Raw genomic sequence first — 300 nt, 5'->3', positions numbered from 1 at the left:
GATAGACTCGCGCACATCGTGCTTCAATGTACGGCCGTGAACGCTATCGATCTGAGCGCTATGGAGGCTCTGGAGGCCGTGACCCTGCGTCTGAAAGAACAGGGGATAATGCTTCATCTCAGTGAGGTTAAAGGCCCTGTGATGGATGCCCTCGAACGCACCGACTTTTTGAAACATTTGTCCGGCCAGGTGTTTCTTACCCAGCATCAGGCTTGCGAGGCGCTGAAGCCTGGCGACGAGGCATCATGAACCGGTCGTTGCGCGCCTTGTCTGCGCTGGTGATCGTGGGGCTTGGTGCAT

Annotated in this window: 1 protein-coding gene; it reads left to right on the top strand. The window is 56.7% G+C overall.

The window, feature by feature from the left end; all coding sequences use genetic code 11:
- Positions 1-249 (top strand): STAS domain-containing protein (locus ACTG39_RS14115; protein WP_439108200.1); only part of this gene is annotated, 249 nt, incomplete at its 5' end.
- Positions 250-300: the final 51 nt, after the last annotated feature.

It is taken from the genome of Congregibacter sp., assembly GCF_965662665.1.
Taxonomy (GTDB): Bacteria; Pseudomonadota; Gammaproteobacteria; order Pseudomonadales; family Halieaceae; genus Congregibacter.
This window is presented reverse-complemented; position numbering and strand designations above follow the sequence as displayed.